Source organism: Mucilaginibacter sp. UYNi724 (genome assembly GCF_054057495.1).
Map to the genome: position 1 here is coordinate 203,757 of NZ_JBSRZI010000002.1, position 19,549 is coordinate 223,305.

At 42.5% G+C, this 19,549-nt stretch carries 13 protein-coding genes; 12 read left to right on the forward strand and 1 reads right to left on the reverse strand.

Translation table 11 applies throughout. The annotated features are described in order from the left end of the window. The first annotated feature begins 143 nt into the window (after positions 1-143). The 12 genes from trpD to ACVW0P_RS03770 all read left to right on the forward strand — a co-directional run bounded on the left by trpD (position 144) and on the right by ACVW0P_RS03770 (position 18,419). Positions 144-1,133, forward strand: coding sequence for an anthranilate phosphoribosyltransferase (trpD, locus tag ACVW0P_RS03715; protein WP_457130886.1), 990 nt, complete (start codon positions 144-146; stop codon positions 1,131-1,133). 3 nt (positions 1,134-1,136) lie between these two features. Next, positions 1,137-1,760: a phosphoribosylanthranilate isomerase gene (locus tag ACVW0P_RS03720; protein ID WP_457130887.1), complete on the forward strand. Its 624-nt coding sequence runs from the start codon at positions 1,137-1,139 to the stop codon at positions 1,758-1,760. 72 nt (positions 1,761-1,832) lie between these two features. Next, positions 1,833-3,014 carry a tryptophan synthase subunit beta gene (trpB, locus tag ACVW0P_RS03725; RefSeq protein ID WP_457130888.1) on the forward strand — a complete coding sequence of 394 codons (1,182 nt, stop codon included), beginning with the start codon at positions 1,833-1,835 and terminating at the stop codon, positions 3,012-3,014. Between the two features lie 260 nt (positions 3,015-3,274). Beyond that, positions 3,275-5,701, forward strand: a complete 2,427-nt coding sequence (locus ACVW0P_RS03730; protein ID WP_457130889.1) for an ABC transporter permease — start codon at positions 3,275-3,277, stop codon at positions 5,699-5,701. 104 nt (positions 5,702-5,805) lie between these two features. After that, positions 5,806-8,220 carry an ABC transporter permease gene (locus ACVW0P_RS03735; protein ID WP_457130890.1) on the forward strand — a complete coding sequence of 805 codons (2,415 nt, stop codon included), beginning with the start codon at positions 5,806-5,808 and terminating at the stop codon, positions 8,218-8,220. A gap of 66 nt (positions 8,221-8,286) precedes the next feature. Beyond that, complete coding sequence (locus ACVW0P_RS03740) at positions 8,287-8,574, forward strand: ABC transporter permease (RefSeq protein ID WP_457130891.1); 288 nt, start codon at positions 8,287-8,289, stop codon at positions 8,572-8,574. Positions 8,575-8,607: 33 nt separating this feature from the next. Next, positions 8,608-10,992 (forward strand): ABC transporter permease, encoded by a 2,385-nt coding sequence (locus ACVW0P_RS03745; protein WP_457130892.1) that lies wholly within the window; start codon positions 8,608-8,610, stop codon positions 10,990-10,992. A 75-nt stretch (positions 10,993-11,067) separates the two neighbouring features. Further along, complete coding sequence (locus ACVW0P_RS03750) at positions 11,068-13,470, forward strand: ABC transporter permease (RefSeq protein ID WP_457130893.1); 2,403 nt, start codon at positions 11,068-11,070, stop codon at positions 13,468-13,470. A 317-nt stretch (positions 13,471-13,787) separates the two neighbouring features. After that, the gene (locus ACVW0P_RS03755) at positions 13,788-14,465 is read left to right on the forward strand and encodes an ABC transporter ATP-binding protein (protein WP_457130894.1); all 678 of its coding nucleotides are present in this window, start codon (positions 13,788-13,790) and stop codon (positions 14,463-14,465) included. A 46-nt stretch (positions 14,466-14,511) separates the two neighbouring features. Continuing rightward, entirely contained in the window at positions 14,512-15,822 is a 1,311-nt protein-coding gene (locus tag ACVW0P_RS03760) for a TolC family protein (protein ID WP_457130895.1), read from the forward strand. A 110-nt stretch (positions 15,823-15,932) separates the two neighbouring features. Beyond that, a complete protein-coding gene (locus tag ACVW0P_RS03765) occupies positions 15,933-16,538 on the forward strand; it encodes an outer membrane beta-barrel protein (RefSeq protein WP_457130896.1) in 606 nt (201 codons plus the stop codon). Positions 16,539-16,664: 126 nt separating this feature from the next. Further along, positions 16,665-18,419 carry a glycoside hydrolase family 9 protein gene (locus ACVW0P_RS03770; protein ID WP_457130897.1) on the forward strand — a complete coding sequence of 585 codons (1,755 nt, stop codon included), beginning with the start codon at positions 16,665-16,667 and terminating at the stop codon, positions 18,417-18,419. Between the two features lie 10 nt (positions 18,420-18,429). Here ACVW0P_RS03770 and ACVW0P_RS03775 read toward each other — a convergent pair whose 3' ends face one another. Beyond that, positions 18,430-19,542, reverse strand: coding sequence for a DUF3667 domain-containing protein (locus ACVW0P_RS03775; RefSeq protein WP_457130898.1), 1,113 nt, complete (start codon positions 19,540-19,542; stop codon positions 18,430-18,432). Positions 19,543-19,549 lie beyond the last annotated feature (7 nt).

The following is a 19,549-nucleotide window of genomic DNA, read 5'->3' on the forward strand; positions in this document are numbered from 1 at the left end:
TTGCTTAACAAAATGAAAGTCCAAATATTAAACAACAATTGGTGGTGGCTTAACGAGAATTCGTAAGGCAACCTCATTTTTTGTTTTTTATAAAATATACAGAAGGGTTGCCACATGGTAACCCTTTTTTTATGCCTTAATAAATGAAACAGATACTTAATCACCTTTTTGAACACAAGACCTTTACCCGCGAGCAATCGAAAGATATCCTAAAGGATATTGCTTTGGGTAAGTTCAATAACTCGCAAATGGCAGCCTTTATGACGGCCTATTGTATGCGCAGCATTACTGTAAACGAATTGGAAGGTTTCCGCGATGCAATGCTGGAACTTTGCCTGCCTATCGACCTTGAACAAGGCGAACTGATAGACCTTTGCGGTACCGGTGGTGATGGTAAAGACACCTTCAATATCTCCACCCTTGCATCATTTGTGGTGGCAGGGGCAGGGTATAAGGTGGCTAAACATGGTAACTACGGCGTGTCATCGGGCTGTGGTTCGTCTAACGTGATGGAGCATTTGGGCTATGTATTTACTAACAATACCGACGCGCTAAAACGCAGTGTTGATAAGGCAAATATCTGTTTCCTGCATGCGCCGCTTTTTCACCCGGCTATGAAAACCGTTGCACCCATTCGCCGCGAGTTGGGGGTTAAAACATTTTTTAATATGCTTGGTCCGTTGGTTAATCCGGCGAAGCCACAAAACCAAATGGTTGGCGTGTTTAACCTGGAGCTTGCAAGGATCTACGCTTATCTTTACCAAAAATCTAACGTAAAATACACTATCCTGAATGCCCTGGACGGTTATGACGAGATCTCGCTTACCTGCGATTTTAAGACCTTTTCATCCGAAGGAGAAAAAATAAACAGTATTGAGAGCCTTGGCTTTGAGAAACTGGCCGAAGACCAGATAACCGGTGGGCATACCGTTGGCGATTCAGCAGACATATTTATGAGCGTGCTAAATAATGAGGCTACCTTGCCACAAACAAACGTAGTATTAAGCAACGCCGCTATGGCCATCAAAACAATCCACCCCGAAAAAAGCTTTGCGGATTGTTTTTATGAGGCAGAAAAAGCGCTTGTTAGCAAAAAAGCTTTGCATAGCTTCAAAATTCTGATAGCCAATTAAGCCATGAAGATAAAGGTTTGCGGTTTAAAATACACGGATAACATTAAGGCTGTTGAGGCCTTAAAAGCCGACTATATGGGCTTTATCTGCTATGATAGATCGCCCAGGTTTATTGGGGGGATGGATGATGACGAGTTGGTAAACATCCCAACGGATATCATTAAAGTAGGCGTTTTTGTGGATGAAGATGCTGACAGTATCAGTAAACTGATTTATAAATATAAGTTTGATGCCATACAATTGCACGGAAGCGAAAGCCCCCAGTTTTGCGATATGTACAGGCACGAGGTGCAAGTGATAAAAGCGTTTGGAATAGATGAAAAGTTTGATTTTGGACGTTTGGACGCCTACAAAAATTCGGTTGATTTTTTCCTGTTCGATACTAAAACGCCCGTGCATGGTGGTTCGGGCATGGTTTTCGATTGGGCTATACTGGATAGCTACAAACTGGATGTACCGTTCTTTTTATCGGGCGGGTTAAGTTTAGATAATCTGGACGAGGTAAAGCAAATTAAACACGCGGCATTTTACGGCGTAGACCTAAATAGTAAGTTCGAGTTATCGCCGGCTTTAAAAGATATAGATAAATTAAAACAAGCATTTGATAAGGTAAAAGTTGAAGGTTAAAAAGTTGAAATTGTAAAATATTTCCTTTCAATCACTATCCCGATAGCTATCGGGACAATAAATTTAAATACAATGAAATACGGAGTTAACGAACAAGGATATTACGGGGATTTTGGCGGTGCATACATCCCGGAAATGCTGTACCCTAATGTGGAAGAGCTTAGGCAGGAATATATTAAAATAATGAGCGACCCAGGCTTTATTTCCGAGTTTAACCAACTATTAAAAGATTACGTTGGCCGCCCCTCGCCTTTGTACCGTGCAGACAGGTATTCTGAAAAATATGGCGCTAACATCTTTTTCAAACGCGAAGACCTGAACCACACAGGGTCGCACAAAATAAATAATGCCATAGGGCAGATCTTGCTGGCACAACGTCTTGGCAAAAAGCGCATCATTGCCGAAACGGGCGCAGGTCAGCATGGTGTAGCTACGGCCACCGTTTGTGCCTTAAAAGGTATAGAATGTGTGGTGTATATGGGCGAGATAGATATGGAGCGCCAGGCGCCAAACGTTGCCCGGATGAAAATGCTGGGCGCAACGGTTGTACCGGCAACATCCGGCAGTAAAACACTTAAGGATGCCACCAACGAAGCCATGCGCGACTGGATAGGCAACCCGATAGATACGCATTACATTATCGGCTCGGTGGTGGGCCCGTACCCATACCCGGATATGGTGGCAAAGTTTCAATCCATTATTTCTGAAGAAACTAAAAAGCAGCTTTTAGAGCAAACCGGTAACGAAGTACCGCAATATGTAATGGCCTGTGTGGGCGGTGGCAGTAATGCTATGGGTATGTTTTACCATTTTCTTGATGACGAATCTGTAAAACTGGTTGCGGTTGAGGCAGCGGGTAAAGGTGTTGATAGCGGCCACTCGGCGGCTACTACATTTTTAGGCAGGGAAGGTGTACTGCACGGCAGCCGTACCATACTGATGCAAAGCGACGACGGGCAGGTTGTTGAGCCATACTCTATTTCTGCCGGGTTAGATTACCCAGGCATTGGCCCGCAGCACGCACACCTCTACAAAATCAACCGCGCCAGTTACGTTAGTATAACAGATGAAGAAGCCCTTAATGCAGGCCTGCAATGCTCGCAAATGGAGGGCATTATCCCTGCAATTGAAACCGCGCACGCGCTGGCTTATTTAGAAAAAATGACATTCGAGAAAAACGATAACGTGGTGATCTGTCTATCAGGCAGGGGGGATAAGGACTTGGATACCTATATTAAGTATTTTGGGTTTTAGGTTTTGAGTTAGAGATCAGAGACCGGAGGGTAGAGATTATTTGCTTTATTTCCAGCCTCTGATCTCGTACTTTTAATTTGCAATGTATTAACTAATCTCCAATCACCAACCTCTGATCGCTGCCACTGTATCAATACCGAACACATACTGTTACAGTTACGTACATAGCGTACGCTTTTTTATTTGTATAAACATCTGATAAATAGGTATTTAATACTTTGGTATATGTTTTAACTAGTGTTAAGCAAATTACCATCACAATGTTAAAGAACTATTTTAAAATTGCCTGGAGAAACATCATCCGTCATAAGGCACATTCTATTATAAACATATCGGGCTTAAGCGTTGGCATTGGTGCCTGCCTGCTCATATTTGTTATCCTGCAATTCGAGCTTAGCTACAATACTTTTAACAGCAATTTCAAAAACATCTATCACCTCATTACCAAGCAAACTGCAGAGGATGGTGTAAATTATAATCCCGGCGTATCGGTACCTGCCATTGATGCTTTACGCTTAGATTTTTCGCAGGTCAACTTTGCCGCTTTAAACAGCAGCTACGGCAGCCAAATGACGGTTCCCGGTGCAGACCCCAATAACGCGGCCGCCGACAAAAAATTCATCGAACCAATTGGTGTGTTTTTTATAGAGCCGCAGTTCTTCGATATCTTCCAAACCAAGTGGTTAAACGGAACAAAGGATGCACTTTCCCAGCCAAATATGGTCGTTATCAGCAAAGCCATCGCCACCAAATACTATGGCGACTGGAATACCGCCGTTGGTAAAACCATTAAAATGGATAATACCCTAACCCTGCGCGTTGCGGGTGTTGTGGACGATTCGCCAAGTAATAGCGATATCCCTTTGAAAATAATGGTATCATACATCACCTGGAAACAAAGCGGTAAAAGTTATCAGTATAATACTGATTGGGGTTCGATCAGCAGTAATCACCAGGTATTTGCACAGCTGCCTGCAAATCTTAGTCAAAAAAGTTTCGAGTCGCAACTGGTAGGTTTCACCAAAAAGAATTTGAATGAAAAAACACTTTCTGTACGCGAGCATTTGGTACAGCCATTAAGCGCTATGCATTTTGATACCAGGGTGGGCAACACCCTGGGCGACCATTTGACCAGCAAAGCCACTTTAAATACCCTAACATTTATTGCCATTTTAATTATCCTGATGGCGTCCATCAACTTCATCAATCTGTCAACCGCGCAATCTGTAGGCCGTTCTAAAGAAGTAGGCATCCGTAAAGTATTGGGCAGTACACGCAAGCAGCTTATAGCACAGGTAATTGGCGAAACCACTATGGTGGTCCTGTTCTCGGTAATATTAGCTGTCTCGATGGCAAAAATAGCATTGCCTTATCTTAAAAATATTGCCAGCGTGCCGGATGATATTGCATTATTGAATACAGGCACTGTATTATTCCTTGTTATTACCATGTTCGCCGTGATACTATTATCTGGTATTTATCCTGCATTGGTCATATCGGGCTTTAAACCGGTTGCCGCGCTTAAAAATAAAATAACTGCCGCTTCTATAGGTGGCATCCCGTTACGCAGGGCCTTGGTTATAGCGCAGTTTGCTATTGCGCAACTACTTATCATCGGTACCATTGTAGCCGTTAACCAGATGAATTTTGTGAATGATGCCGACCTTGGCTTTAATAAAAATGCGGTCCTTATCATACCAGGCTATACTGATAGCCTCAGCCTGAGCAAAATGCAGTCGTTTAAGCAGCAGGTATTGCAAAACCCGGATGTAAAGTCGATGAGTTTTGCTTCGGATGCGCCATCATCAGACAATAATTGGGGCACTAACTTCTACTATAATAACTCTACTAAGGATGTAACATTTACCACATTTTTAAAATATGGTGATGCCGATTACTTTAAAACGTTTGGGTTGCAATTCGCTGCCGGCCATGGTTACGACCAAAGCGATACTACCCGCCAGGTTGTAGTAAACGAAACCCTGATCCATAAATTGGGTGTGATGAAGGCCGAAGACGCTATTGGTAAAACAATACGCGTTGGTGGCAGAGGGGCATGGGCACCAATAACCGGTGTGGTTAAAGATTTTAAAACCAATTCGTTACGTGACGCGGTTAAACCAATTATAATATCCCCACGCAAGTCGGTACTATCCCAAGCAGCTATCAAGATCCAGACACGTAACCTTACCAAAACAACCAAAGAGATCCAAAAACTTTGGGAAGCTACTTACCCGGAGTATGCTTACAACGGTTTCTTCCTTGATGAAAACATAGCCCAGTTTTACAGGCAGGAAAACCAACTGGCTTTGGTTTACAAGATCTTCGCGTTCATAGCCATTTTTATATCGTGCCTTGGCTTATATGGCCTGGTATCTTTTATGGCGATACAACGCACTAAAGAGGTAGGGGTACGCAAAGTATTAGGCGCGTCGGTATTCAGCATCGTGTTCTTGTTCTCTAAAGAGTTTATGATCCTTATCTCCATCGCCTTTGCAATAGCCATGCCGGTAGCATGGTATATGATGTCGGGCTGGTTGCAAAATTTTGCTTATCGAATCCCATTAACAGCCGGCGTGTTTGGGCTGGCGATGGTATCATCAATTGCCATAGCATGGATAACAGTAGGCTATAAAGCCGTGAGGGCCGCATTGGTAAACCCGGTGAAAAGCTTAAGAAGCGAGTAGAAATGAAGATTAGTTGATACACATATTTGATTAATGCTTAAGGACAAGTCTTTAAGCATTAATCGTTGGCTTTAGTATTTACAATTACTATTTAAAACATTATCATGATCAGAAATTATTTTAAAACCGCCTGGCGCAGTTTGATCCGCAACAAGAGTTATACCATTATCAATATCGTAGGATTGGCCGTTGGGATAGCGGCTTGCTTGCTCATCTTTTTGGTGATAAACTTCGAAACAAGCTTTGATAATTATCATGTTAACAAAGATCACATCTATCGCGTATTAGCTAAACGCACTTCATCCGAAGGAGTGAAGTACCGTGCCGGTGTGCCATTCCCAACCAGCAGGGGCATGCGGGTAGATTATTCAAACATCCCGCTTATCGGATCCATATTTGATGATAACAACAAACAATTAAGCATTACAACCAACAACGGCGAAGTGAAGCGCTTTAAGGAAACTGATGTGTTTTTTACCGAACCGCAGCTTATTAAGATGTTTGATTTTGGCTGGCTGGCCGGCGACGAGAAAAATGCACTGGTTGAACCAAATACCATTATCATCAGCAAAAAAGTGGCTGAAAAGTATTTTGGTAAGTGGGTTAACGCAATGGGCAAAACCATCAGGTACAATAACACATTAGACCTAAAGGTTACCGGTATTATGCTAGACCCGCCAGCCAACACCGACTTGCCGATAACCATAGCGGTATCATACAGCACACTTAAAAATACGGAGTATAAAAACAACCAGGAAGATTGGGGCAGTACATTCGGCTCTCATTCGTGTTTTGTATTATTGCCCAATAACGTAACTGAAAAAAGCTTTAATCAAAGCTTGGTAGGTTTCATTAAAAAGCACAAACCTGATGATGTAAAAAGGGATGCATTCCTGCTACAGCCATTAGCCGAGATGCATTATGATACCCGCGCCGGCCTTTACACCAACCAGGTATTTAGTAAAGACCTTATTAAGGCCTTAAGCCTTATTGGTTTGTTTTTGCTGATAATTGCCTGTGTAAATTTTGTGAATCTGGCTACAGCCCAGGCGGTTAACCGTTCAAAAGAGGTTGGCATCCGTAAGGTTTTGGGTAGCCAGCGCCGGCAGTTGATATTGCAGTTTTTGAGCGAAACATTTATCATCACACTATTCTCCATTATACTTGCTATCGGGTTAAGCGAATTTGGACTAACGTCGTTAAACAAACTATTGGAAATACAACTCACCGCTAATTTCATTACCAACCCGGTAATAATCGCGTTCCTGATAGCGGTATTGGTTGGCGTTACCTTGTTATCGGGCATGTATCCAGCATTGATTTTATCGGGCTTTAACCCGATAGCCGCGCTTAAGAATAAGATAACCCGTGGCAAATCAAACGGGATAACCTTAAGGAGAAGCCTTGTCGTGTTACAGTTTGGCATTGCGCAGGTGTTGATCATCGGCACCATTGTGATCATCAGCCAGCTCAACCACTTTAAAAACTCAGCTTTGGGTTTTGATAAAGATGCTATTATAACGGTTTCCTTACCAAACGACAGCTTAAGCCGATTGAAACTGAGCGCGCTCAAAAGTGAGATACTCCAGCAACCGGGCGTGAAAAGTTTAAGCTACAGCTTTGCAAGCCCGTCTGACAATATGAACGGGGCAAGCCCAATCAAATACGATAACGCCGAAAAGGAAACAGACTTTAGGGTAAACATGAAATGGGCGGATGCCGATTATTTTGCTCTATATAATATGAAATTTATTGCCGGCCGCCCGTTCACAAAGGGTGATACTGTAAGGGAATATGTGGTGAACGAAACGCTTTTGAAAAACCTTGGCGTAACCGATCCTAAAGAAGCTATTGGTAAAACTATAAACCTATGGGACGATAAAAACCTCACACAGAAGATCGTAGGGGTGGTGAAAGACTTTAACGTTTCATCGTTACGCGAGCAGATCCCACCAGTGCTAATGGGTACGTGGACTGGGCAATATCAAAAGGCAAATATTAAATTAAAACCTGCCAACGTAAAGCAAACGCTTGCCGCGATAGAGAAACTGTGGATAGCCACATTTCCCGAAGAGATTTACGAATACAAGTTTTTGGATGAAAAGATAGCCAGTTTCTATAAAAAGGAAGATCAGTTATCCATCTTGTATAAAATATTCGCGGGCATGGCCATTTTTATCTCCTGCTTGGGCCTGTACGGTATGGTATCGTTTATGGCGGTACAGCGCACCAAAGAGGTGGGTATTCGTAAAACTTTGGGCGCATCTGTTGCCAATATTGTGTACTTGTTCTCTAAAGAGTTCACGTTGCTTATCGTGGTTTCATTTGTAATTGCCGCGCCGATTGCATGGTATTTCACGCAGCAATGGCTGCAGGATTTTACCTACAAGATAAAGCCGGGGATCGGCATTTTCGTTATCTCTATCGGTTCATCTATTATCATTGCTTGGATAACGGTAGGGTACAAAGCCATTACAGCGGCGCTGGTTAACCCTGTAAAAAGTTTAAAAAGCGAATAGAAGAGAGTCAAGACCTTTAGAAGTAAGAATCAATACAAAATTTAGTTTAAAGATAACCTCAGCATCATGATAATAGGCGTACGTAAAGTTTTGGGTGCATCGGTAGCACAGGTGTGGTATTTACTATCAAAAGATCTTGTTTTACTTGTGGTGATCAGTTGTGTAATAGCATCGCCAATAGCATTATACTTTTTACAAAACTGGCTTAACAAATACACCTACAGGATAACTATAGGCCCCGGCGTTTTTGTAATATCTGCAATAACTGCAATAACCATAACCATATTAACCATCAGCTTTCAATCCATAAGGGCCGCATTGGCAAACCCGGTGAAAAGTTTACGAAGCGAATAATTAATTGAATTAATAGGATACAACAACCAAACCATGTTAAAAAATCACTTTAAAATCGCCTTAAGAAACCTGTGGAGGCATAGAGTTTTCTCGTTTATAAATATTACAGGATTATCAGTTGGGATAACCGCGTGTTTCTTTATCTCCATGTATGTAATGTTCGAGCTTAGCTATGATCAGTTTCATACCAAGGCAGACCGGATATACCGTGTGGTAACTGATATCAAAACGCCTTCGGAAACGATCAACACCGATGCAACATCGTGGGCGTTCGCACCCAATTTAAAACTCGATTTCCCGGAGATCGAGTCGTTTGTAAGGGTTAGTGGCGGCAGTTATTTGGTAACTAAAGGCAACGTTAAATTTCAGGAGGAAAAAACCCTGTTTGCCGATTCGGCGTTTTTTAAAGTGTTCGACTTTAAACTTATAAAAGGCGACCCTAAAACGGCGTTAAGCGCCCAAGCCAGCGTGGTGTTTACCGAAACCGCTGCTAAAAAATACTTTGGCAACACCGACCCGGTTGGCCAAACCGTATTGCTAACCGGCGACGCGATTCCCGTTATGGTAACCGGCTTAATGAAAGATCTGCCTGAAAATTCGCAGATAAAGGCGGATATGATTCTGTCTATGTCATCACTAACCCAAAAGTTTAGGAAAGGGATAGATGAACAATGGGGTAATTATGGCGCAAACACCTACCTGCTTTTAAAACCGGGTGTAAATGCCAAAGTGCTTCAGTCAAAATTCCCGGCGTTTATAGAGAAACGTAATGGCGAACAAAGCCGCAAGCAACAAATGTTTGCAACTTTAATATTAGAACCCATTAAAGATGTTTATCTGCGTTCTACACATGGTGGTTCGGCAGTAGGCAGCATGAGTAACGTTTATACATTTAGCATTGTAGCCATATTTATATTGTTGATAGCCTGTATCAATTTCATAAACCTAACTACAGCGCGATCTGTTGAGCGCGCCAAAGAGGTTGGGATCCGTAAAGTTGTGGGTGCCGCAAAAGGCGAACTGGCCGCTCAATTTATTGGCGAGAGTGTTGTACTTTGCCTGATAGCATTTGTGATAACCGTGGTGCTATCTGCCTTGTTAATGCCCATGTTTAATCAATTATCTGGTAAGGTGGTTAGCCCCGGAATTTTTTCATCACCATATTACGTGGTTATCTTATTTGGCACATCGGTACTCATTGGTCTTTTGGCGGGCATTTACCCGGCTTTGGTGTTATCGTCGTTTAAACCTATCATGGTTTTAAAGGGCCGGTTTTCATCAGGCACCAAAGGTAACCTGTTAAGAAAAAGCCTTGTAGTAGCACAGTTCAGCATTTCGATAGCGCTTATTATCGGCACTATAATCGTTTATAACCAAATGGACTTTATGCGTAACCGCGACCTTGGTTTTTCTAAAGACCAGATGCTGGTGATGAATACCAACAGCGACCCCGGTAAAGATGCTTTTCAGCAATCGGTAAAAGGGTTGCCCGGCGTTAAAATGGTATCGCAGTCATCAAGCGTGCCAGGTGGGAACAACAGTGGCGCCTACTCAGAAATTGAAAATAAAAAAGGCGACCTACAGGTCGCCAATCTGGACCTGTATTTCGTCGACTTTGATTACCTGAACCAGTTTAAGATCAAGATGGTTGCAGGCAGGCCGTTTTCCCGTGATTTTATTAGCACGGATACATCGCAAGCCATGATACTTAACGAGGAAGCTGTAAAGCTATTCGGTTACAATTCGCCGCAAGAAGCTATAGGCCGCCGTTTTAAGCAGTGGGGGCGCGAAGGTAAAATAGTAGGGGTAATGAAAGATTTTCACTTCCGGTCGTTACAGGAAAAAATAAAACCGCTAAGCATGCGTGTAGAGTTGGGCGGGTTCGACCTGATATCTATTAAAGTTGACGCCAAAAACCTACCTGCAACGCTTGCCGCTATCGAAACTAAGTGGAAAGAGGCTATTCCGAAAAGGCCTTTCAGTTATTACTTTTTAGATGAGTTTTTTGACAGGCAATACCGTGCCGAACAGCGTTTTGGTAAGTTGTTTTTCAACTTCGCTATATTAGCAATAGCCATATCATGCCTTGGCCTACTGGGCCTTGCATCCTACAGTACCTTCCAACGTACCCGAGAAATAGGGATCCGTAAAGTACTGGGTGCATCAACGCCGGGTATTGTAAACATGTTATCATCAGATTTTATAAAGTTGGTAGGAATGTCATTTCTAATAGCCTCGCCGCTTGCCTGGTATTTTATGCACAAATGGCTACAGGATTTTGCCTATCGCATAGAAATTCAATGGTGGGTATACGCGGTATCGGGCATATTGGCCATGATAGTAGCCTTGGCAACCATCAGTTTCCAGGCAATAAGGGCTGCGATTGCAAATCCGGTTAAAAGCTTGAGGAGTGAATAGAGAAGCAAGATATCACGAGTAAAGAAACAAGAGAGAGAATCTGTTAAATCATATTAATCATTAAATCTGTAGTAGATGATCAAAAACTATTTAAAAACGGCATGGCGTAATCTGGTGCTAAACAAAACCACATCGCTAATAAGTATGGCAGGGCTGGCAGTGGGGATCTGCTGCTTTCTGTTGCTTACCACTTACCTGATCAACGAGATTAGATACGACCGTTTCCACACAAAGGCCGATAGGATAAGCCGGTTGACCTTCAGTTACAAATCTGCAGACGATGCCGATGTTAACACAACCGCGATGACGCCTACAGGGCCTGTGCCTGTTTTTAAGCAGGAGCTTTCTGATATTGAAGATGGCGTACGCGTTGTAAATTATTCAAACCTGCGCGCCGCCGTGGTACAATATGGCGACAAGATATTTAAAGAGAAAAAGATGCTTGCCGCTGATGAATCGTTCTTCAAGATCTTCGACTTTAAGTTTATTTCCGGTGATGCTAAGTCGGCACTGGCAAACTCATCATCTATTGTAATCACAGCATCTACAGCTAAAAAATACTTTGGCGACGACAACCCTATAGGTAAAATATTAAAGGTAGATCAAAAGAATAGTATGATGGTAACGGGTGTTATAGAGGACGTGCCCGAATACTCACAGCTCAAGTTCGACCTGATGGCAAGCTACGCCATGATGCCCCGTTCGTTGACCCGCGCGTGGGATTCATCAAACGATTACTCCTACGTACTGTTAAAGCCCCATGCCAACAGGCTGGCAGTTGCTAAACAAATGACCGACTACATCACTAAAGACAGGCCAAAAGCACGCAATAAAATGTGGTTTAACCTGGAACCCCTTACGGATGTGCATTTACGCTCTACCGCGGGTGGTTTAGAGCCGGGCGGCAATATTAAGTATATGTACATTTTGGGCTTAGTTGCCATTATATTGTTGACCTTGGCCTGTGTTAATTTCCTGAACCTGGTAACCGCCCGCTCTGCCGAACGTGCTAAAGAAATTGGTGTGCGCAAGGTAATGGGGGCTATGCGTGGCCAGTTGTTCATCCAATTTATAATGGAGGCAGGGATAATTACGTTATTATCGTTGATAGTCGGCTTTGCATTATTAGATGTCGCATTGCCCGCATTCAGCAATTTTACAGGCCAGCAGCTAAGCCTGCAAACATGGAATTTGTCATGGCTTGCAACCGCATTGGTAGCCTTGTTTGTATTGGTTACATTGTTAGCGGGTACTTATCCGTCACTGTACTTATCGGCCTTTAAGCCCATTATTACGCTTAAGGGCGGCTCGTCTATGCAAGCGGGTGGTAACATGCTGCGTAAATCGTTAGTGGTGTTTCAATTTGTGGTATCAGTATTTTTTATCATTAGCACCTTAATTGCAGGCAACCAGCTACACTATATGCAAAGTTTAGATACCGGCGTTAACCGCGACCAGGTTTTGGTTTTAGATATGGGCGGTATGCCGTACAGTAAAATTGAAACCTTTAAAACCGAAATAAGCAGGCAAATGGGTGTGTTGGGTTCAACCGCGAGTTACGATTCGCCGGTGAATGTCGGCGGTGGATATTCCATTAACATAGCCGAAGGCAAAAATGCCGACTTTAACCTTTCGGTAACCGCCATCCCGATCGAAAAAAGCTTCACCAAAACATTGGGCATAAAATTAGTTGCCGGCAGCGACCTGGATCTTGGTGACGAACAACAAGTACTGGATACCGCCGAAAGCAAAAGGCGTTTCAGCTTTATACTGAACGAAAAAGCGGTAAAGGCAATGGGTTGGAAACCTGAGCAGGCAATTGGTAAAAAAATTGGGTTGAACGGCCGGATGGGTACTATTAAAGCGGTTGCCAAAGATTTTAACTTTGCATCCCTGCATGAAGAAATTACGCCAATTGTAATGTTCCCCGAGTACGATTGGTTTGGTAAGCTATTGGTGAAAACATCGGGCAAAAACACAGCTAATACCATTGCCGCGATACAGGCCAGCTGGCATAAATTTTATCCAAATGCACCGTTCGAGTACCATTTCCTTGATCAGGAATTTGAGGCCTTGTATAAAACAGATCAGCGTACCGGGTCTATACTTACTGCATTTACCATTGTTACCATATTTATATCGTGCCTTGGTTTGTTTGGTCTGGCTGTATTCTCTACCCGCCAGCGTGTTAAGGAAATTGGCATCCGTAAAGTGTTAGGGGCAGGTGTTTTAAGCATAGTAAGTTTGGTATCGTTCGATTTTATCAAGCTGGTGCTTATCGCCATTCTGATATCCTCGCCATTGGCCTGGTATGCCATGCATACGTGGCTGCAGGACTTCGCATTCCGTGCAGAGATACATTGGTGGGTGTTTGTCATTGCAGGCGGTGCAGCGGCGCTTATAGCCTTTTTAACAGTTAGCTATCAATCTGTAAAGGCTGCGCTATCTAACCCGGTTAATAGTTTAAGGTCGGAGTAGCTAAAAGAAACAAGATAACAGTAGCCAGGAAGCAGGATGATTTCACCCGCTATCCTGGCTATTTTCTTTATATCTAATTCCCCCTTTAAAGTTCTCTTCTTGTTTCCTGTTTCTAACTTCTTGGCTCTATCCTTTAAACTGTATCATAACCGAACGCACGCTGTACATAAGCGTACAGTTTTAGCTTTTAGCAATCAATATAATAAACTGATAATAAGCTATTTATAATTTTGGTATATTATTGATACCTGAATACCCAAATCAGTTTGAGAAATTGCAACTCATTTTAACTTAATTCATTTAACACAATATTAAACATGTTATCTCTTCAGCATATTTCAAAATATTACCAGGTAGGCGGCAACAAAAATTTCGTGATAAACGACATCAGTCTTGATGTTGACCAGGGCGAATTTGTATCTATCATGGGCCCATCAGGTTCGGGCAAATCAACCTTGCTTAACATCATAGGCATGCTTGACGAACCAACCGACGGCTTCCATTACTTTGTTGACCAGCCCGTTCATCAGCTTAAGGAGAAGCAACGTGCTGCTTTATATAAACAATATATCGGCTTCGTTTTTCAGGCGTACCACTTGATAGATGAACTTACCGTTTACGAAAACATCGAAACCCCTTTAATTTACCAGGATGTAAAAGGATCTGAACGTAAGGCCATGGTTGCCGATATGTTGGACCGTTTTAATATCGTAGGTAAAAAAGACCTTTTCCCGGCGCAACTATCCGGTGGGCAGCAGCAGTTGGTGGGGATAGCCCGCGCGCTTATTGCCAAACCAAAAGTAATACTGGCAGATGAGCCTACCGGTAACCTGAACTCTAAACAAGGGGAAGAGATCATGGAGCTTTTCCGTAAGCTGAACAAAGAGGACGGCGTTACCATCATTCAGGTAACACACTCCGAAAAAAACGCCGAGTACGGCACACGTATCATTAACCTGCTGGATGGCAAGGTAGAATCTTCTAAAAAATTCTGAACTACAACATAAAATGCGATACTTTAAATTTTTACTTTTTAGCTTAATGCTTGTACCGGTATTGGCACACAGCCAGGCGGTTGATAGTGTACTTACTTTAAGGCAATGTATTGATATTGCCCTGAAACACAATCTTGATGTACGTAAAAGTGAGCTGACATTACTATCTGCCAGGGTTGATAAAAACCAGGCAAAAGAGAATCTTTTGCCATCCGTAAATGCACAGGTAGACCATGGTATAAATAATGGGCGTAGTGTTAATCTTGTAGATTATAGTTATGTAAACGCATCAACAAAATTTGCCAGTTACAACGCCAATGCCGATCTGACTTTGTTTAACGGCTTGCAAAACCTTAACCGCATCAAACAAACTTCACTTGCCTACAAAGCCGGTGAAATGGACCTGCAACAGGCAAAGGATCTGGTGACTATCAATACCATCACCGCTTACTTACAAGTGCTTAACAATACCGAAGCCTTATCACAGGTGCAAAACCAGGTACAAGTTTCAAAGAAGCAATTGGACCGGTTACAGATCTTAGAAAACCAGGGTGCCAACAAACAACCTAACGACTTTACCGATCTTAAAGGCACCTATGCAGATAACCAGGTAAGCTACGTAAACCAAAAAGCTACCCTGCAAACATCAAAACTTAATTTGCTACAGATCTTAAATATTCCATACAGGCCTGATATCGTATTCGAAAAAATAACTAACTCAGATATACTTCAGCAAACCGGCACTTCAGAGGACGTTTACCAGACAGCATTAAACCAGTTGGCTTATGTAAAAGCAGCAGTATTGCGCAGGCAAAGTGCCGAGAAAGGGGTGTCGGCAGCAAGAGGTGCTTTATCGCCAACGGTGTCGTTATTTGCCGGTTTAAACACAAATTATTCAAGCGCTACTACCTTAAACGATGGGAGTAGTGCTACAATACCTTATGGCAACCAGTTAAAAACCAACTTTAATAACAACTTTGGCGTAAGCGTACGGATCCCGATCCTGAACTATTTCCAAAACCGTAATAAAGTTACGCTTGCCAAAATCGATTTGCAGTCATACAAGTACGTTGAAGAGAACACCAAGATCCAGCTTCGCCAAAATGTAGAGCAGGCATATTTAAATATGAGCAATGCCCTTGAACGTTACAAAGCACTACAAGACCAGGTTAAGGCTTATGCCGAATCTTTCAGAATTGCTGAGATCCGTTTTAACGCAGGGGTACTTAACTCAGTAGAATTTGTACTGGCCAAGAACTACCTGGACAGGGCAAATCTAAACCTGATAAACGCACGTTACGATTGCTTTATTTACAACAAAATATTAGATTATTACCAGGGCAAGTTATCCATATAAGTTGTGATGTTATATCAGAATTATATATCCGGCCCTCGCAATTATGCGGGCCGGATATTTGTCTTTAAAACAAATGCTATATCAATGCGTTAAAACTAAAATCATAAACCATGAAAAAAATCATACTTACTTTAGGCTTATTTATAGCCGTAGCAACCGCAACACAAGCACAGGTTTTACCAAGCGTGCAATTTGGTGTTAAAGGCGGTGTAAATTTATCAAGCTTATCAAATTCAGGAAGTACATTTGGTGCAAGCAACCGTGCGGGTTACCTTGGCGGTATCTGGGCGCGGTTTGGTGCATTAGGTTTTAATTTCCAACCGGAATTATATGTAACCAGTAAAAATGTAAATATCAATTCAAGTAACGGTGCTTCGAGTAATGCAAAATTTACCAGTATAGACGTACCGTTATTATTGGGGACCAAAATTGGAGCATTTGGTTTTGGTGGTAGGTTTTACGCAGGCCCGCTTATGTCTTTTGCAATAAACAGGGATGGTAACTCATTTGGGTCTGCTGCAGGTAATGCCGTAAACCTTCGTTACAAAGACGCAAATTTTGCCGCAACTGTTGGTGCCGGTGTAGATATCAGAAAAATTTCTATCGATCTTCGTTACGAGGCGGGTTTAACTAAACAAGAATACGTAGACGGATCAACAAGCGTTAAAACACGTGTAAGCTTATTTAACCTGAGCTTAGGTTACGCGTTTTTATAAGCGACAAAAATTATTACGAGAGGCCTGTGCAAAATCTGCACAGGCCTCTTTGTTTTATATTGCTTTAAACATTATTAGGTATTTGGTATCACTAAACTTATATTTAGCACAACAAAATGATAACCAATGGCCAATAGATACCTAAAAACAACGTTACTAACAGCGTTTTGCTCGTTACAATTCATAGCATCCGCGCAAACTGTAAACATCAGGTTAAACCAGATTGGCTTTTATCCGGGTGCGCCTAAGATAGCTATTGTCACCAATGGAAAGCCGGGTAAGTTTTATATCCAAAACAGTAAAGGTAAAACTGTTTTTAACGGCAACTTAAAGCAATCTGTACAGCCGGCTTTTTCAGGCAAGTACACGTACGTAGCCAATTTCGGCCTGTTTAACCAACCTGGCCGCTATACGCTTAATATCCCCGGCGTAGGTAGTTCTTACACATTTGAAATTAAGCCGGTTATTTATAGAAACGTTGCTGATGCTACCATTAAAGCATTTTATTACCAGCGGGCTTCTATCGCTTTAGAAGAGAAATACGCAGGAAAGTGGAAAAGGGCCGAGGGACATCCGGACGATAAGGTGCTTATACATCCATCGGCTATAAGCGAAAACCGCCCGGCCGGAACAATAATATCCAGCTCTCGCGGGTGGTACGATGCAGGCGATTACAACAAGTACATTGTTAACAGTGGCATCAGTACGGCCACTTTACTTTCGCTTTATGAGGACTTGCCGACCTACATGAAGACTGTAAAACTAAATATACCCGAAAGTAACAACCAATTGCCTGATGTATTAGACGAGGTGCTTTGGAATTTGCGCTGGATGCTTACCATGCAAGACCCCCAAGATGGTGGAGTTTATCATAAACTAACCAATGCCAATTTCGACAAAATGATAATGCCCGACCATGCAACCACTACCCGCTACGTGGTGCAAAAAGGCACAGCCGCCACGCTTGATTTTGCCGCGGTGATGGCGCAGGCATCAAGGGTTTATAAGAATTATCCAGACCAGGTGCCAGGCTTATCCGATTCGTGCCTGAAAGCCGCGGAATATGCATGGCGTTGGGCTATAAAAAATCCGTCCGTAGTTTACAATCAAGATGAGCTTAACAAGCATTTTACACCCCAAATTACAACCGGCGCTTATGGCGACAGGCATTTTGATGATGAATGGTTTTGGGCTGCATCCGAGTTATTAGCAACAACCGGTAAAGATGAATATTACAACAACTTGAAAATTGAACAAAATAGTAAGATCAGTATCCCGGCATCATGGGCGCAGGTAAAATTATTAGGTGTTTATACCCTGGCACAGCATGCGGGTTTAAATACTGCTAATTATCCGGCATTAGCAAAAATGACAGAGTTACTTATAAGTTTTGCGGATTCCATGGTTGAAGACGCCGATGGCAACGCCTACCAAACGGTAATGACCAAAGGCCCTGCCAAGTTTCAATGGGGCAGCAATAGCGATGCCGCGAACCAAGGGGTATTACTGATAAAGGCGTACCAGTTAACGCGCAATAAAAAGTATTTAAATTATGCTTTGGCTAACCTTGACTATATTTTAGGCAGGAACGCTGCGGGTTATTCCTACATAACCGGTTATGGTGCCAAAAGCCCAATGCACCCGCACCACAGGCCGTCGGTTGCCGATAATGTGATCGATCCGGTGCCCGGCTTATTATCAGGAGGTGCGAACCCTGGAATACAGGATGGGATTAAATTATTTTCAATAGTACCTGATGAAGCTTATATTGACGACGACAGAGCTTACGCAACAAACGAAATTGCCATTAACTGGAACGCACCTATAGCATACCTTGCAAACGCTATTGAGGCCTTACAAAAAGATTTAACCGTTAAATAGTCGACTTGTTTTATACCGACGTTATAGCTGTTATTAAAAGGACAATAGTTGCCGACAATCCAAATACCATTGAATACATAAACGATACACCTATCATTTTGCTGATGGTGCGCCAGCGGCTGCGGTTATAAACCACCCGTAACGAGCGATATATGTACCAAATAATAATTAGTGTTGTAGCTGTATTCAACAGGTTTATAATGGTTTCCCAACTATCGGGTAATAGCAGTTTTAAAATTATTGTGAAAGCCAGAAACGAGAACAGGTAACAATGCAGGTGTATGGCATAAATAATGTGTTCCACGTAAAGTTTATGATTTGTCCAGAATGCTAACTTTAATATCAGCGCGAATAAAGGCAGCAGTAAAAACATCATTTTGGGCACATTGTGCTTAAAGCCTTCCCACAAAATTTCTTTCGCGTTTTTTCCTTTGACTTTCCAGTCGTAATTTTTCTTTATCATATACCGCTTCAGCATATTATCGCGGTCGGCAGCAGGGAACTTTGCCTGGGAAACTAAATAATCATTATAGGTAACAAATTTGGATAACCCATCATCTCGAAAAAAAGGAAACCCGCCATCTTCATCGTCGTTACGTACTTTCAGTTTAACAGAATCTTTTTCAAGATCGGCATCTATTTCTTTAGCGAGCGTATCTGGCACATAGGCTTTAATAGCTTTCGAAAGTTGATCTTTCTGCTTAGCTGTGAGGTTTTTATTATTGCTGATGCCCTTATCAATGGCTGTTTGGGCTTTATCGGCGCTTTTTTGTTCGGTTTGTTTATTAGCTTTTATAGTTTCTTTCTCCTGTTTGTTCCCTTGAAAAAACAAAACAAAAAACACCAAACTGATAAATATGTACATTTTAATCGGGTGCAGGTATTGCGCCCGGCGCCCGGCGAGGTATTCGTTAGTCAACAGCCCGGGCTTCAAGAATAAAGGCCGCATGGTATGAAAAAACTGATAATCAAAATGAAAGTAATCGCTCACGGCATGGTTTAGCATGTGGCCAAAGCTTTCCTTCATCTGCAGGTTTTCCTGCCCGCACTTATGACAAAAATTGCCCTCTAAGATGGTCCCGCAATTGAGGCAGTCGTTCTCTTTACGGTAGTGTTTTTTCATTGGTTTA

Bases quoted from the DNA above. Each gene is read 5' to 3' on its own strand.
- ACVW0P_RS03740 (WP_457130891.1), top strand. From the start codon at position 8,287: ATGATAATAGGCGTACGTAAAGTTTTGGGTGCATCGGTAGCACAGGTG.
- ACVW0P_RS03760 (WP_457130895.1), top strand. From the start codon at position 14,512: ATGCTTGTACCGGTATTGGCACACAGCCAGGCGGTTGATAGTGTACTT.
- trpB (WP_457130888.1), top strand. From the start codon at position 1,833: ATGAAATACGGAGTTAACGAACAAGGATATTACGGGGATTTTGGCGGT.
- ACVW0P_RS03770 (WP_457130897.1), top strand. From the start codon at position 16,665: ATGGCCAATAGATACCTAAAAACAACGTTACTAACAGCGTTTTGCTCG.
- ACVW0P_RS03750 (WP_457130893.1), top strand. From the start codon at position 11,068: ATGATCAAAAACTATTTAAAAACGGCATGGCGTAATCTGGTGCTAAAC.
- ACVW0P_RS03730 (WP_457130889.1), top strand. From the start codon at position 3,275: ATGTTAAAGAACTATTTTAAAATTGCCTGGAGAAACATCATCCGTCAT.
- ACVW0P_RS03745 (WP_457130892.1), top strand. From the start codon at position 8,608: ATGTTAAAAAATCACTTTAAAATCGCCTTAAGAAACCTGTGGAGGCAT.
- ACVW0P_RS03755 (WP_457130894.1), top strand. From the start codon at position 13,788: ATGTTATCTCTTCAGCATATTTCAAAATATTACCAGGTAGGCGGCAAC.
- ACVW0P_RS03720 (WP_457130887.1), top strand. From the start codon at position 1,137: ATGAAGATAAAGGTTTGCGGTTTAAAATACACGGATAACATTAAGGCT.
- trpD (WP_457130886.1), top strand. From the start codon at position 144: ATGAAACAGATACTTAATCACCTTTTTGAACACAAGACCTTTACCCGC.
- ACVW0P_RS03735 (WP_457130890.1), top strand. From the start codon at position 5,806: ATGATCAGAAATTATTTTAAAACCGCCTGGCGCAGTTTGATCCGCAAC.
- ACVW0P_RS03765 (WP_457130896.1), top strand. From the start codon at position 15,933: ATGAAAAAAATCATACTTACTTTAGGCTTATTTATAGCCGTAGCAACC.
- ACVW0P_RS03775 (WP_457130898.1), bottom strand. From the start codon at position 19,542: ATGAAAAAACACTACCGTAAAGAGAACGACTGCCTCAATTGCGGGACC.